Here is a 16,233-nt window from a genome sequence, read left to right as displayed (position 1 = left end):
AAATTTTGAAGACAATCTTATTAATTATCTCTATTTTTCAGATCCTATTTATAAAAGTAATATAAGGTCAATATAAAAATGCGGCTTTTCAAGAAATTTGCTACAGTTAGTTTATCAATATTAGGGAGCCGTATTTTTGGTTTTATCAGAGAAACTTTAATGGCTACAGTTCTCGGTATAGGTCCTGTAGCAGATGTATTTTACGCAGCATTCCGTTTCCCAAATCTTTTTCGAAGATTACTTGCTGAAGGTATTTTTAACGCAGCTTTTATTCCACTTTTTTCAAAAGAAATTGAAAATAATGGTGTTGATAGCGCAAGTCGTTTTTCTGAAGAAATTTTTGGTATCCTTTTTTCAGTACTTTTAGGTTTTACTATTCTTATAGAATTAATGATGCCCTTTATCGTTCGTTTTATTTTAGCGCCTGGTTTTTCTAATGATCCAAGTAAATATTATTTAACAGTAAAACTATCAATTGTAATGTTTCCTTATTTAATGTGTATGTCATTGACTGCCATGATGAGTGCATTGTTAAATTCTTTGCGCCATTATTTCATAGCAGCGATTTCTCCTATATTCTTAAATATCATCATGGTTTCTGCACTTATTTATATCTTATCACATAGTGCTACTGCCCAAGATGCAGCATGGATATTATCCTGGAGTGTTCTTGCATCGGGAATTGTACAGCTTCTTGTCTTATGGATTGCTGTAAAAAATGCAGGTATTAATATACATCTCAGGAAACCTCGCATTACATATAATATTAAAAAGTTCGTAGTTCTAGCATTACCTATAGCAATCACAGGTAGCGTAACTCAAATTAATCAACTTATTGGTCAGGCCATTGCTTCCAATAAATCAGGAGCGATTTCTTCTCTTCAATATGCAGATCGCATATATCAACTTCCTCTTGGTACAATAGGAATAGCGATTGGTATTGTGTTGCTTCCAGAACTATCCCATGCCCTTAAAAAAGCACAGAAAAAAGAAATCCTATGGCTCCAAAGTCGTTCTATTGAGTTTGGATTTTTTCTAACGATACCAGCAGTTTTTGCATTATGTTCTCTTTCAGAAGAAATCATCCGTGTGATATATGAACATGGAGCTTTTACTCCATATAATACTTCTATTGTATCATCAATATTATTCGTATACAGCCTGGGATTACCAGGTTTTGTTATTATAAAAACGTTTCAACCAAGCTTTTATGCTCAAGGAAACACCCGAACACCTATGATATTTACTTTAATATCTGTAAGTATTAATTGTATATTGATTATACTTTTATTTCCATACATTGGTGTCCGTGGAATTGCTTGTGCTGAAGTTGTTTCAGGTTGGGTAAATGCAATTTTCTTAACAATAACTTTACTAAAAAATCAACAATTAAGCTTCAAAAAAGAATCAATTCACAGAATATTAGGAATACTCGTAGCTTCAAGTGTGATGCTCATGTTAATCATAGCTCTTAAATCTCAATTTTCTCATTTGCTTATTTCTGAGAATAACCTCTTCAATCAAGTAAAAGCTTTAGGAATGATTATTGTAGTAAGCATATCAGTTTATATACCTTTGGCTTGTTTTTTCAGTGGAATAGATTTACTTTCTGCACTAAAAGATTCGCGAAAATGATGCTAAGTCATAAATAAATTAAATCTAAAGATTAATTAATATAATGATATGAATTTTTAGAAAATTAAAGGAAATTATGAGTCTATTTAAGAAACTTGTTTTCTCAGGAGTGCAACCAACAGGAAAATTGCATCTTGGTAATTATCTAGGTGCAATACGTCAGTTTATAGCATTACAGAAAAATTCTGAGTGTATCTATTGTATAGTAGATTTACATGCTATCACAACACAACTTTTACATGAAAATTTAAGAAGCCAAATCCATTTGATTACAGCTTCTTTCCTTGCCGTTGGTATTGACCCAGTTAAAAATATTATTTTCAACCAATCTTCAGTTCCTCAACATGCTGAACTTGCTTGGATCTTAAATTGTGTCACTCGTATAGGATGGATTAATCGAATGACTCAATTTAAAGAAAAAGCAGGAAGAAATAGAGAAACGGCTTCTCTTGGACTTTATTCTTATCCCGTTTTAATGGCAGCTGATATTTTGTTATATCGTGCAAATTGTGTTCCTGTAGGAGATGATCAAAAACAACACCTTGAATTAACTCGCGATATCGCCCAGAAATTTAATATGGATTTTGAACAAAGGATAAAAAACCACAAATGTGGGACTCATATCATGTATGGCGAACAATCCATTTATGGATTTTTTCCAATAGTTGAACCTTTAATCGATACTTCAATACCACGTGTAATGTCTCTAAAAGACGCCTCTAAAAAAATGTCTAAATCAGATTCTTCTGATTTATCTCGCATTAATCTTCTTGATAGTGCTGATATGATTGCAAAAAAGATCCGTAAAGCCAAGACTGATTCTGAACCACTACCATCACAAGTTGAAGGATTAAAAAATCGTCCTGAAGCTAAAAATCTTGTAGCTATCTTAGCAGCCATTACAAATACAACAAACGAAAACATTTTAAAAGAATTTGGAGGAAAATCTTTTTCTAGTTTTAAATTAGCCTTTACGGATGCAGTAATTTCAGAATTGATACCTATTTCTGAAAAGATACATTACCTATTAAAAGATCCAGCCTATATTGATAATATTTTATATAAAGGAAGTATGCGTGCTCGAATTCTTGCTCAAGAAACAATACATAATGTCCATAAAATTATTGGTTTAATCACTTAAACTTTTATAGAAATAGTGACATACCAAGAATATAAACTAACAGGAAAAATTATAACTTCTTTACTCAAAGATGAGTTGCATTTCTTTATTAAGAAAAATATTACTAAAACATCAGAGATGAGAATAAATCCTATTCTTTACTATCAAGATTGTAACCCTGATCATCAATTCTCTTACCATTTATAGTAACATACCATTTCCCTTTATCATTGATAGCTTTAATTAAATATATTTTTTCCTGTAGAACAATCTTTACATTATAGCTTGGCCAAATTGAAGGCGCTGCTGGATTAACATATAATGTATTTCCTTTTTTACGCACTCCAAGAATACCTTCAATAGCTACACGATAGAGCCAAGCAGCAGAACCAGTATACCAGGTCCAGCCACCTTGCCCTTTATAATCTCCTTGACTATAAACATCAGCTGCCACGGCATAAGGCTCTACTTTATATTTTTGGACTTGTTCATATGTAAGAGAATGATTTATTGGCATTAACATTGCAAAACATTTCCAAGCCTCATCATACCGACCAAGCTCAATAAGAGCCATAACTACCCACGCAGCAGCATGTGTATATTGACCACCATTTTCCCGAACCCCTGGAGGATAAAATTTTATATAACCTGGGTTTTTTTCAGCTTTTACAAAAGGTGGTGTAAATAAAAGTATGATCTTATTTTCTTCATCTACTAATTTTTTTAGTACTGCATCCATGGCTTTATTAGAATGTTCTTTATCACCTATTCCTGACAAAACACTCCATGACTGTGAAATCGAATCAATTGCACAATCATCATTTTTACTTGATCCCAATGGTGAACCATCATCAAATGTACCTCTCAAATAGTATTCCCCATCCCAAGCAAAATTTTCTAATGCGTCCTTTAATTTATTAAAATGCTTCTCCCATATCAACAATCGATCAAAATCATGACGTAACTTTGCTATTGGAATGAATTTTTTTAAAACTCCTGCCAAAAACCAACCTAACCAAACACTCGTTCCTTTTCCTTGTATTCCAACAAGATTCATACCATCGTTCCAATCACCACCAAGAATGAGTGGTAAATCATTTTTACCTGTTCTCTTAATAGCAAGGTCAATAGCACGAGCTGCATGTTCATAAATGCTTGCTTTTTCTTTCGAAATTTCTGGCTTAAAGAATGCATCATGTTGTCCATATGCTAATGGCTTACCTTCTATAAAAGAAACTTCTTCATTAAGAAAATCAAAATCCCCTGTTACTGAACAATAGGTATCAATCGCATAGGCAAGCCACACAACATCATCAGAAATAAGAGTACGTACGCCTGCTCCAGTCCCTGGCAACCACCAATGAAAAACATCGCCTTCTTGAAACTGATTGGAAGCGGCCCTTATAATTTGCTGACGTGCTAGATTTGGTTGTATTATCAAGAAAGCAAGAGTATCTTGTAATTGATCCCGAAAACCGAATGCACCACTTGCCTGATAAAAAGCGGAACGCGCCATAATACGACAACCCAAACTCTGATAGGGCAACCAAGTATTAACCATATAGTTTAATGCTTTATCTGGTGTTTCAACTTGCAAAAGACCAACAAATGATTTCCAAAAGTCTTTCTCACTCTCTAACGTTTTCTTCGAAAATGAAGGGCTAACAATATGATGAATTAACTCTTTAGCTTCTTCCTTGGAAGCACTATCTCCAAGATAAAAAACCACTTCATATTCTTCACCTACACTAAGATTGACATCAACTGCCAGCGCAGAAACTGGATCTCCATATGTATCTAATGTTCCTGAAAGAGCAGACCCTGATACAACAGCTTGTGGCATAAATATATCACCAAAATTACCTCCTAAAAATTCTTTTCTACTAGAAGTAAATCCTGAAGGCATCTTGCTGCTTGCCAAAAAAGCTGTCCGAGCACAACATTCTAAATTATAAGGATTATTAGCTAGCAATGCACCAGTTGCCTCATCACGATCTATCATAATAAAAGGAGCTGTATTTTGTGAATTTATTCCAAGAACCCACTCTACATAACTATAGACACATAATTGTCGTGACGTATTAGAAAGATTCTTTAGTTTTAAACAAGAAAGTTTCACTAAGTTTAAACGATCTATTGTTTGTGTTAATTCTATTTCTAATTCATTTTGAATACTAGAAAAAACTGAATATCCCAATCCATGTCTAATATTAAAAGATATATTATTACTATTAGAAATTGCGGGAAGAGGTGTAAACACAGAAGAATTCTGTTTATCGTAGATGTAAAATGCTTCTCCTGAAAGATTAATAACAGGATCATTACTCCAAGGCGTAATTTTATAATCCCGAGAGTTTTGACTCCAAGTAAAACCTGCTCCTTCTGCTGACACATGGAATCCAAAGTTTTCCCCGGAAACAATATTAATCCAAGGATTAGGTGTTACTTGCCCACCAATAAGTTGGATATTATATTCCAAGCCATCGTTTGAAAAACCTCCATAACCATTCCAAAATTCTAATTCACACTTTTTATCAACAACAACTATTTCAGGCTTCTGCCTATAGTTAGAACAATATAAAGGCTTAACAAGTTCATTTTTATCATCGGAATCAGTAACTTCCATAATTTGGTGAATAATTTTACCGTTACAAGCATGCAAAACCACTCTCGATATAGCAAGTAATGCCTGGAAGATTAATGGATCTATTAAATCCCGCCTTAACAAAAAAATATGCTGTCTTAATCCCTTGGCCTGCTCACGCCACTGGAAGCTTTCACACACACTATTAATGATAGTTTGTATTTCTTCAGCATAAAAAGCCTTCCTTTCATTAATAATAACCAAATCTGAAATCACTCCAACGCTACATAAATATTCATGTGCTAATAATGATTCACGAACAATTTCTATATCAAGATCATCATTAACTCGTAAGGTAAAGATTGGGAAATCACCTGAAATTGATAATGGCCAAAGAATTGACTGTGGCTTTAAACTACTCTTCATTACATCTAAAGAAACACGAAACCTGTTATCAGGATACACAAGATAATATCCAAGTTTTTGAAATGCCAATGCCTGCTGAGATGTAATACCAATTTGGATAAAATGAGATTGCACTTTCTTAACAACTTCATCCATTTCAATGTTAAATCGATTTGGATGTTTATAAAATGCAATATCTTTTTCAAGTTCAGCACGATTAGACGCTACAATATTCCAAAAAGTAACTGTAACTTCATCTTTAGGTAGAATTCGTACATAGAACCGAAGGGATAGAACAGGATCCAAGCTAAAACCATCTTTACAAGAAAACTCGGCATCACTATCAAAAGCAGCAGCATTAGAAATACTACGACCTCTACCAATAAAATTGCGTCTGTTTGTTTCGCTTTTTATATTATCGACTATACACCCATCATGTACAACAAGATGTGCCATAACCATTTCTATGTCGTTCGGCAATCTCTTATGCCGTTCAGCTATAATAAAGTGATCTTCCTGACTAATCTCTGTTTTAACAAACATCCTCGAAAAAGCGGAATGAACATTATCATTTTCTTCTTTACATATCACTGGCTCTACATAAGAAGTAAGTTCAATAAAACATTCCTCTTCCCCAGCATTATTAATTGTAATATTACGGCCTTCAGCATTACTATTACTAGAAACAATACATTCAACATGACTTGTAATATTACCATTTTTTTTAATAAATTCTGCTTTTTCGTCTCTAAAAATTACTTTTGAAATTTCTCCTTCTATAGAACGCGGCTCTGCAGTCGCTGACCACCAATCATTAGTTTTTATATCACGCAGAAAGATAAAAAATCCTGTATTTTCCTTGTTAAGATCTGCTTTCCAACGTGAGATCGCTTGCCCTTTACAACGGGAATATCCTGTTCCAAGGCTCGTCAACATTGTTGCATATTCGCCATTCGAAAAAAATGCTATTTGACGTTCATGGTATAAGGGATCATTGAAAATTCTTACTTCTGGATGAAGAATATTTTCTTGTTGTATTTTAACGATAGCTTTCGTCTCATGTTTGAGGTTTGTTTTTCTTGCGTCCTGTGGAATACGTTCCTGTAACAGTAATTCAACGGATTCGATAATGGGGTTAGAATGAAATAATTTACGTAACCATCCATGGAAAACTACATTACAAATTGCAGCAATCGACATTCCATGATGATGGGCATAATAATTATATACTACAGAAAAAGATTGATCTTCCTTAACTCGATCTGGAGTAAAATCAATGGAATCATAAAAACCGTAAATGCCAAGAGCACCATAACTACGGAGTTTTTTAATATTACTTAAAGATACTTCAGGAATATATTGGCTAGCAAGAATAGTAGAATACGGAGAAATAACCAAATGTCGAGACAAACCACGCTTAATCCCTAAAATTGGAACCCCGAAAGCACTATAGTGGTATGAAAAATCATCACCAAAAGCATTATACGCTGACTCCGATATACCCCAGGGAATATTATTCTGATCACCATATTTTATTTGCTGTTTAATAATTAAATTGTTAGTCTGATCAAAAATACCACCTTTTAATTCTTGCATAACCAAGGTCGGCATTAAATACTCAAACATCGACCCAGACCAAGATAAAAAGGCTACTTGAGAACCAATAGACACCAACTGACGCTTCAGTTTATACCAATTCTGTGTAGGAACATCTCCTTTTGCTATCGCAAATAAACTGGCCAACCTTGCTTCTGAAGCAATCATATCATAGCAATTTTCATCTAAACGTTGTGTCCATGGGCTTGCCTTATAACCTATTGATAAAAGATTTCGATCCTTATTAAAAAGAAAATCAAACTTCATATTAAGAGAAAATTTGTGATAAAGATCATACAAAAGGTCAAGCCTATTTCTAAATATCTCAATTTGAGAAATATCTAGAGAATGATCTTTAATATGTGCTTGGCAAACTTTTATCAGCTGCTCAACCCATTTAACGATCTCAAGAGAGGATCCTGATTGTACCTCTTGATGAATAAATGCAGCAAGCTTTTGAAGTTCTTGAGCCAAACTCAAATATATATTTGCTTGCTCTGCAATGAGAAAATTATTGTGATCAGGACTTTCTAAGTATACACGAAATACAGAAATATTTTTTTGAAAAGTCTCTTTTAATAACCCTACTGTTTTATGGCCAACTAAAAGACTATCTATCTCTTCCTTGAGTATGCCTAAGACATCTTTTATACCCTCAATATCACCTTTCATATAAACAAAAAACATTTTTGCCCATTCTTGACAAGCAGAAGAAACAACCAAAAAATGAGCAGCAATATTTCCACTGTCTACAGTAGAAACATACATTGGATTTAATACCTTTAACGTATCTGTCTCATACCAATTATAAAGATGACCACGAAATTTATCCATCTTTTCAAGAGTAGCAAAAGTATTTTCAAGACGTTCAATTGTTTCTTCAAAAGAAATCCAACCAAATTTACGTGCAGAAACAACAGATAAAAGATAGACCCCTATATTCGTTGGAGAAGTACGTGCAGCAATAACAGGAGATGGATATTCCTGAAAATTATCAGGAGGTAAAAAATTTTGCTCAGGTGTTACAAAATGATCAAAATAATTCCAAGTACGTCGAGCAATTTTACGAAGCTCAAAAGAAACAGTTTCTGTAATAATTAAATTATCTTCTGTTTCGGTTGATTGACTAACAAACCAAGCAATCGCTGGAGACAATATCCAAAGAAGGATAAAAGGAAGGCAAACAAAATATGCACTACTATTAAAAACCCCAACTATATAGAGAAAGAATATTGATAAAACAGGAGCCTTTAACATTTTATAATAATAAAAAAGCAATCCACCTTTTTTATTGGAAATAACGCTTGCTGTTTGCTGCCATTGCAACATTAGTTTACGAGAGATCAACATACGATAAATTGCACGGACTATAGCATCTAAAGATACACAAGCTGTATCTACTATAAAAACAATACGTAATGCGATTTGTGCATTGGCAGAATATATATCTTTATACAAATTATAAAAATGAACCCTATGTACTATATCTTTAGACTTAGGAATAAGTTTTGAAATCAAAGATAATGTAGGAGCAACAAAAAGGCATAAGATCATCAAAAATTGCCAAATAAGCGCCACAAAAACAGGAAAACAAATCCAACTAAATACAACAGTTATTAACCAGAATATCGGAACCAAAGAACGTCGAATATTATCCAACATTTTCCATCTTCCAAGCGCCGGAACCCCTCGGAAAGGATTAAGAATATATGGGAAAAGCTGCCAATCTCCTCTTATCCATCTATGCTGACGAGCCATTTCAACTTCATATCGAGTAGGAAAATTCTCTACTAACTCAATATCTGTAACAAGAGCACAACGTGCAAATGCCCCCTCAAGAAGGTCATGACTAAGGACTGTATTTTCTTTTATACGACCTTCCAATGCGATTTTTAGAACATCAACATGATAAAGCCCCTTACCAGTAAAAGTTCCTTCACCAGCAATATCTTGATAAAGATCAGAAACTGTAAAAATATATGGATCGACTCCTCTATCAACAGAGAAAATTCTTTGGAAAATGGATGCTTGTTTATTGGTTGTAAATGAAGGGATAACTCTTGGTTGCATCAACCCATATCCATATATTACACGCTTTTTCTCAATATCAATTAATGGTCTATTAACAGGATGATGCATTTTTCCAACAATTCTTGTTACAGAATCTCTAATTAATCGCGTATCAACATCAAGAGTCATGACATATTGAACATCACTTGGGAAAACATTAGAACCTGGAATAAAACTGGTATTTTGTGAACCGCGCAAAAGATGATTGAGTTCCTCCAACTTTCCTCGCTTACGTTCCCACCCCATCCAGACACCTTCTGAAGGATTGAATAATCTACGACGATGTAGCAAGAAAAAACGTTTTATTCCGTCACGAGGATACCGTTCTGAAAGCTTTCTGACTTCTTCTTTTGCATATGCCAACAATTCCAGATCAAAAGGACTATCTTCATAATCACTATCGATCCAGTCAGACAGCAAAGCAAAACTAACATCTCCAGATGGATTAGATAAGTAATGCACCTCCAGAACACGTAACAAGCTATCAACAGTATCACGATTATCTATAAGGCAAGGAACAACAACTAAAGTTCTTGCCTCAGCCGGAATGCCATTTTTGAATTCATAACCAACAAGACGTATTGGTTTCAAAAAGTTAGAAATTAACGCATTAAAAAGTCCTGAAGCTACTTCCGATGCAGGGATAGAAAATAAAACTATAAAAATCAGAATATCCATGAAAGGAATTTCAAAGTAAATTAAAAATTTTACAGCTAATTTAACCACAACTATCGTCAGGAGAATTGTCGGTACAGCTATTGACAACCAGTGAAATTTACGAAGTAAAATTTCAAAATATTCAAAAAAAGTAGTTTTATATCTTATTTGTTTTTTAATTTTTTACTGTGCAAGCCAATTAAAAAATCACCTATATTTGCAGGGCGAGTTATCTTTTCACTCACAGAAACATCGGCCAACATAGAAATAGCTTTTTTAGCTACTTGCATCTCAGAACAACCAGATCGACGAGCAAGATTTTCAATAATGTTACAATATTGATTACGAGACTCAGAATCCAACTCACCGTAGTCACTATTTTTTCGTAAAAAAAGATTAATACTACTTACTTCTTCAATCCAAAGCGCCCATTGGATACTATCAATTTTACGCAAGCTATCTATAATGGATGAAATCATAGAAGAGTCGGCATTAAGTTTTTTCTGTTGTTCTATAGAAACGAGATTTAAATCACGGCCAACTTCTTTAAAACGTTTTTCTAACTCATCAAAAACACTCTCTAAATCTGGTAAGTTAGATTTTATATACAGTAAGAAAAACGTGATAAACGTATCATGTTTTATAAAGGCCTCTAACTCGTTACAAAAGGAATTTCTTTCACTCACTGAATCCATAGCTAGAAGTTGATTAACAGCATCACTGGCTTTCTGCCGCATCTGCCGTGAATGTTCAACCCGAATTAAAAGACGCTGTAAACGATCAATTAAAAAAAACCTGAGCAATCCTGGAATAGCTTTTAACTCACCAATTGTAAGATCTTCGACAGATTGAAAGCCCTCAACTATAGCAACAAGCTTTTCATGCGAAAAAACACAGCACGTATGAGAAACATAAAAAGAAATCAAGACAACGATACGAGGTACCTTCAAACCAGAAACTCTAACGCTTGGCAACTGTTTATATAATCGATTGGAAAAACTACGTTTAATTTCTTTGATAGCTTCTTCTACTATGTAATAATTATCTAAGATAAGTTCTATTGAAGGAGTAATGGACCCTCCAGATTCGATGTCTAATATATAAGAACGATGAGAACGTAATATAGATTTTTCATTATTGTAAATAGATTTAAAAAAATCTACTGGAAGAGATGGAAAGGAAGATGAAAGCTCTTGAAGCGCAATTTTTGTTCCTTGTTCCCGAAATTTCTCAATTGTAAAATTCTCATGTTGAATATGATGGTCATCACTAAATTTATGATTACGCGAATGCAACCCAATAAAAGACTGAATAATGCTCAATATAGACACGGTTAGGATTAATCCTCTTTTTTTCTACAACTCAAGTATTTGTAGTAACATGACTACATTAACCTATACAACTAACTTATTTCTCAAAATAAGAAATAATGTGGTCATATAAAAATTATATGTTCTTATTAGAAATAAGCATAGCAATACGCTCTATTCCAAAAATATAACCTTGAATTCCACAACCGATAATAACCCCACTTGCAACAGATGATATATATGAATGATGCCTAAATAATTCACGTCTATATAGATTTGAAATATGAACCTCTATAATAGGTCCTTCAAAAATTTTGAGGGCATCCAGAGATGCAATGGATGTATGAGTATATGCGGCTAGATTAATAACAATACCGCAAGCATCTTCACAAGCTTCATTAATCCAATTTACAAGATGGTGTTCTGCATTACTTTGTAAAAATCGTATTTCAAAACCTAACTTTATAGCAATCGTCTTACAAGCAAGTTCAATATCGTCCAACGTTTCAAGTCCATATATGGAAGGTTCACGTTTGCCCAATAAATTCAAGTTTGGGCCATTTATAACATAGATAATGTTTTTCATTCTCATCAACTGTATATTATACATGAATAAACTTTAATTAAGTTTCAAAGTATCTTATTAAAATCAATATCTTATCGCAATTTATATATATATTTTAACTTCTTTATAATCAAAGAGCTCCTTTTTTATTTTAACTATATAGGCAATGTTTTGGCAGTTTATACTAAGATATCTGAAGATATTTTGAAAAAATTTATACGTGAATACAATATAGGCAAACTAAATTCATACAAAGATATCCTTGAGGGTGTAGAAAATTCTAATTTTCTTCTTAAAACATCTAAAGGCTTTTTTATTCTTACTCTTTATGAGAAACGCATAAAAGAAAAGGATTTACCTTTTTTTATTGGATTAATGAATTATCTTTATCAAAATGGGCTTAAATGCCCTCAACCACTCCCTAGATTAGATTGTAAAATCTATGGCAACATTTCTGAACGTCCAGCGAATATTTTTTCTTTTTTAAAAGGAATATCGTTACATGAACCAGAAGTATCCCATTGTAAAGAGATTGGTGCAATCTTAGCTTTTATGCATAAGACAGCTCAAAACTTTAACCTTAATAGAAAAAATGAATTATCTCTTTTCGGATGGAAAAGTATTTGGGAAAAATGTTGTCTATTTGATATCGAATCAAGCATGAAAAACGAGATTAATGATTTATTCGGTTTCCTTGAAAAAAATTGGCCCCAAAATTTACCTCAAGGAATTATCCATGGAGATTTATTTCCAGATAATGTTCTTTTTTTTGAGAATAAATTTTCAGGAATGATTGATTTTTATTTTTCATGCAATGATATCCTTGCTTATGATCTTGCAATTTGTATCAATGCATGGTGCTTTGAAAAAAGCGGTACTTACAATATTAATAAAGCAAATGCTCTTATAGAAGGTTACAACTCAAGAAGAATTATGAACCAACAAGAACGAGAAGCTTTACCTTTACTTGTGCAAGGGGCAGCTTTACGGTTTTTCTTAACACGCCTTTACGATAAACTCACTATTCCAGATAGTGCTTTCGTAATTAAAAAAGATCCTTTAGAATATCTCGAAAAATTAAGGTTTTATAAAATATCTTCTATAAAAAAATATAGGTTTTTAAATTTTGAAACATGTTGAAGTATACATTGATGGAGCTTGTTCCGGGAATCCAGGACCTGGAGGCTGGGGAGCGCTATTACGATACGGAACAATAGAGAAAACAATTTTCGGTGGAGAAGAACAAACCACTAATAATCGTATGGAGCTGACAGCAGCAATATCAGCTCTTAACTGCCTCAAGTACCCTTGTAAAGTTGATCTTTATACTGATAGTGTATACGTGCAAAAAGGTATATCTCAATGGATATACGAATGGGAACAAAATGGTTGGCTTAATTCTCAAAAAAAATCCATAAAAAATGTAGAACTCTGGCAAAAACTTGCAAAAGCTAAAAATAAACATACTGTTACTCTACACTGGATAAAAGGACATGCCGGACATAAAGAAAATGAACAAGTTGATAAATTAGCAAGAGAAGCTCTTATAGCTTTTAAAAAGCCTTCCAAAGTAAGTAAAAGTTGATTTTTACAAGTTTATAGCTTATCGTTATAATTTTCATCTTTACGTGATTTTAACTAATAGGGCATTCTATGAAACAGGTTGTAAAAATCTTATCAATTTTTTGTGTTTTAATCATGCCGTTTTTTGCTCATGCTGATGATTTTAATAGAGTGACATCTCTTATAAGTAAACGGCTTTCTTATATGGAAAAGGTAGCACGATATAAAATGCAAGAAAATCAACCTATACAAGATTTGGTTCAGGAGAAAAAAGTTTTAGAGAATTCTTTAGCGCTTTCCAAGAGTTTGGGAATAGATTCTAATTCTATAAAAAGATTTATGATTACTCAAATTAATGTAGCAAAGTCCATTCAACATCGTTTTTTTGCAGATTGGTTATCAAAACCTGACCTGAAAACAAGTAATATTCCTTTAAAAGAAATTCGATCAGATATATCAAATATAAATAATAATATTATTGCAGAAATTGCAAATTACCTTAAATCCAATAAAAAAATAGATGAAAGCTTAAAGAAAGATTTCTTTAAAGCTGTACAAGAAAAAAATTTAAACGAAGTTGATAAAGAAGTACTCTTTTCTTCTCTTACAGAGATAAAACTTAATAAATAAACTTATACCAAAACCATCAATAATATATTGAATAAATATTATGTAGCCTTAACATAGAATATATTATAAAAATTGATGTAGATGCAAAGGAATAAGTCAACCATGTCAACATGGACGCTTCTTCTAATAAGTTCTAATAAAAGTTTTTGTGACGCAATCAAAGAACAATTAAAAATCAATAATGAATTCAACGTTATAGATGAAAAAAATCTTCCTTCTAGTTTAGATATTAATATTGATCTATTAATATTAGATATTGACTGTTCAGATTCTACTAACAAAAAAGATCTAGAAGAATTTCAAAAAAATAGATTTAAAATACCTATCATAATACTTACTAAAAAAAATAATAATCTGGATAAAATTATTAATGATAATAGCACTCATTATTATGTTAAAAAACCATTTCGCTTTTCAATTTTAATTTCTCGTATCCGTTCTCAACTGCGCCAACACAAAAAAAATTCCTTAACAATAGGTTCATATATTTTTCAACCTGATTATAAACTGATTACAAATACATCAGGGGAAAAAATACACCTTACAGAAAAAGAAGTTGACATTATTTTCTGTCTTTACAATGCTCAACAAAAAGTAATATCACGCGATACAATTTTACGAAAAGTTTGGGGATATAATGCTAAGATTACTACTCATACTCTAGAAACCCATATCTATAGATTGCGAAAAAAAATTGAACACAATCCTGCCAATAAAGAAATTATAATAACAGAAAATGGTGGGTATAAAATAATTTTATAGAGTAATAATATTAAGTAATTTGAAGAAATAGTACTTTTTCATGGCACTAGACGATGATATTTTTCTTTTATCTCAAACTCCCTTATTTTCTAATATGAACAAAGAACAGCTAAAAGTTGTTGCTTCTGGGTTACAACATCGTATTATTAAATCTAATAATGTGCTTTTCCTTGAGAAATCTCCAGCTGAATCCGCTTATGTCGTAATGAGAGGAAAACTTGAATTATCTAAAAAAAACACTAAAGGCGTTATATATGAAAAAAATCAAGTAAGCTCAAGAAGCCTTCTTGCAGAACTTGCATTAATAACATTGATAGAACATCAGTATACAGCAACAGCCATGGAAGATTCTGAAATCTTGCGTATTCCACGAAAACTATTTCATAAACTTTTAAAAGAATATCCTCAAGTTTCTTCCATCATCCAAAAAAGAATACGGAATAATATAATCTCTATAATAGAGAGTTGTCTGGTAAAAAAATAAGAAGAAATTGATTAAAAATTGAAGTATGCTATTATTGGAACATGATCTGAAGGACGTTGCCAACCACGAGCTTCTTTAAATATTTCAACAGAGTTCAAATAACAAGAAAGATCTTTTGAAGACCAAATATGATCTAACCTGCGTCCACGATCAGCATCTTCCCAATTTATTGCTCGATAGCTCCACCAAGTATAAATTTTTTGATGTTCTGGGATATGTAATCTTATTAAATCAATCCATGCACCATACTCCATGATTTTTAAAAGAGCTTCTGTTTCTACAGGTGTATGACTAACAACTCCCAACATTTTTTTATGTGACCAAACATCATTTTCAAGCGGAGCAACATTAAGATCCCCTACTAGGATTGATGAACAATCAACTTCATTGTCAGAATGAATAGATTTCATCTCTTCAAGAAATTTAATCTTATAAGAAAATTTTGGATTTTTTATAGGATCAGGCTCATATCCTCCTGCAGGCACATAAAAATTATGTAACCGAATACGTTTACCAAATCTTTCAAAAAGAACAGAAACATACCGAGCATCAGAATTGTTACAATAGCCTTTTCGCAGTTCTTCTGTTAAAGGGAATTGAGCTAAAATAGCAACACCATTGTATGCTTTCTGTCCATGTAACACAAAATACTTGTAACCAAATTTTTCAAAAGCTTCCAGTGGGAATAAGTGATTGGGACATTTAGTTTCTTGAAAACAAATTATATTAGGCGAAAATTTTTTAAGAAACCTTTCTATAAGAGGCCATCTTAAACGCAAGGAATTAACATTCCACGTAACCAAAGAAAATGTCATTTAATTCTTGCACAAATCTTTAAGAAAATAATAAGTA

General features: G+C 32.5%; 9 protein-coding genes and 1 pseudogene. 7 read left to right on the top strand and 3 right to left on the bottom strand.

What is annotated here, in order from left to right:
* The first annotated feature begins 78 nt into the window (after positions 1–78).
* Positions 79–1,635, top strand: coding sequence for a murein biosynthesis integral membrane protein MurJ (gene murJ / locus B488_RS00115; protein ID WP_015272442.1), 1,557 nt, complete (start codon positions 79–81; stop codon positions 1,633–1,635).
* A 76-nt stretch (positions 1,636–1,711) separates the two neighbouring features.
* Positions 1,712–2,776: a tryptophan--tRNA ligase gene (gene trpS / locus B488_RS00110; RefSeq protein ID WP_015272441.1), complete on the top strand. Its 1,065-nt coding sequence runs from the start codon at positions 1,712–1,714 to the stop codon at positions 2,774–2,776.
* 130 nt (positions 2,777–2,906) lie between these two features.
* On the opposite strand, the pseudogene B488_RS00105 reads toward trpS, so the two are convergent.
* Together B488_RS00105 and aroQ (B488_RS00100) are read right to left on the bottom strand one after the other, a co-directional pair.
* Positions 2,907–11,389, bottom strand: a pseudogene (locus B488_RS00105) (glycoside hydrolase family 94 protein).
* 124 nt (positions 11,390–11,513) lie between these two features.
* Positions 11,514–11,987, bottom strand: a complete 474-nt coding sequence (gene aroQ, locus B488_RS00100; protein ID WP_015272439.1) for a type II 3-dehydroquinate dehydratase — start codon at positions 11,985–11,987, stop codon at positions 11,514–11,516.
* A 126-nt stretch (positions 11,988–12,113) separates the two neighbouring features.
* Here aroQ (B488_RS00100) and B488_RS00095 point away from each other — a divergent pair, with 126 nt between their 5' ends.
* The 5 genes from B488_RS00095 (at position 12,114) to B488_RS00075 (ending at position 15,381) form a co-directional block, all read left to right on the top strand.
* Entirely contained in the window at positions 12,114–13,082 is a 969-nt protein-coding gene (locus tag B488_RS00095; protein WP_015272438.1) for a homoserine kinase, read from the top strand.
* Positions 13,069–13,527 carry a ribonuclease HI gene (gene rnhA, locus B488_RS00090; protein WP_015272437.1) on the top strand — a complete coding sequence of 153 codons (459 nt, stop codon included), beginning with the start codon at positions 13,069–13,071 and terminating at the stop codon, positions 13,525–13,527. Before B488_RS00095 ends, rnhA begins: the two co-directional genes overlap by 14 nt.
* A 68-nt stretch (positions 13,528–13,595) precedes the next feature.
* Positions 13,596–14,135 (top strand): gamma subclass chorismate mutase AroQ, encoded by a 540-nt coding sequence (aroQ, locus tag B488_RS00085; protein ID WP_015272436.1) that lies wholly within the window; start codon positions 13,596–13,598, stop codon positions 14,133–14,135.
* A gap of 102 nt (positions 14,136–14,237) precedes the next feature.
* Complete coding sequence (locus tag B488_RS00080; protein WP_015272435.1) at positions 14,238–14,897, top strand: response regulator transcription factor; 660 nt, start codon at positions 14,238–14,240, stop codon at positions 14,895–14,897.
* Positions 14,898–14,937: 40 nt separating this feature from the next.
* Entirely contained in the window at positions 14,938–15,381 is a 444-nt protein-coding gene (locus B488_RS00075) for a cyclic nucleotide-binding domain-containing protein (RefSeq protein ID WP_015272434.1), read from the top strand.
* An 11-nt stretch (positions 15,382–15,392) separates the two neighbouring features.
* Here the strand turns inward: B488_RS00075 and B488_RS00070 are convergent, their stop codons facing one another.
* Positions 15,393–16,196 (bottom strand): exodeoxyribonuclease III, encoded by an 804-nt coding sequence (locus B488_RS00070; RefSeq protein ID WP_015272433.1) that lies wholly within the window; start codon positions 16,194–16,196, stop codon positions 15,393–15,395.
* Between the last annotated feature and the right edge of the window lie 37 nt (positions 16,197–16,233).

Source organism: Liberibacter crescens BT-1 (assembly GCF_000325745.1).
Lineage (GTDB): Bacteria > Pseudomonadota > Alphaproteobacteria > Rhizobiales > Rhizobiaceae > Liberibacter > Liberibacter crescens.
This window is presented reverse-complemented; position numbering and strand designations above follow the sequence as displayed.